This is a genomic window from Corallococcus sp. CA054B, from assembly GCF_003611625.1.
Taxonomy (GTDB): domain Bacteria; phylum Myxococcota; class Myxococcia; order Myxococcales; family Myxococcaceae; genus Corallococcus; species Corallococcus coralloides.
In genome coordinates, this window is sequence record NZ_RAVY01000421.1 from 1 (window position 1) to 701 (window position 701).

Consider the following 701-nt stretch of genomic DNA (forward strand, 5'->3'; position numbering starts at 1 on the left):
TCCTTGCGGTGGTCGTAGAAGAGCACCGCCTCGCCCCTGAGCGGCCCGCCCCGCCCCAGCCACACGCCGTAGCCGAACGTGTAGAGCAGCTGGCCGTACAGGTTGTCGTCCTCCACGCGCCCCGGGTAGCTGTAGGCCTGCGCGGACAGCCCCACGCCGCCCTCCACGAACGAGCCCGCGAAGCGCGGCCCGAAGCGCTCCATCGCGTAGCGGCCCTTGAGCCCCACCTCTCCGCCGCCCAGCGTGAAGCCCTCCGTCGGGTAGCGGTGGTAGGTCGCGAAGCCCTCCACGTCCAACGACGTCCCGTCCCCCAGCCCCGGCGTCCGCTCCGGCGCGCCCCACAGCCGGTACGCCGCGCCCGCGCGGATCAACGTGTTGCCCTCGTCCGGCGCCAGCCGCGCGGACGCCTGGAGCCGCACCCTCGACAGGCGCGCCACCGCGCCCAGCGCGAAGAAGTTCCGGTACTCCGCCGTCGCGTCGTGCACGTACTGGTAGCCCAGGTCCAGCTCCAGCGGCGGCAGCGTGTCCGGCACCTGCCCCGGGTCGAACGCCGGCGACGTCACCGCGTACAGGTTCGCCAGCATCGACAGCGAGAACACCCCCGCCCCCGTCAGCGTCACCGCGTACAGCGGCCCGATGGTCTTTCGCGACGCGCCCGTCAACGCGATGGGCACCAGCCCCGCGGCGATCAACCCCAGCCC

The 701-nt window shown here is 73.3% G+C and carries 1 pseudogene; it reads right to left on the reverse strand.

Going from position 1 to position 701, the window contains the following annotated elements:
* Window positions 1–701, reverse strand: a pseudogene (locus D7V80_RS41130) (hypothetical protein); the annotation flags it as partial.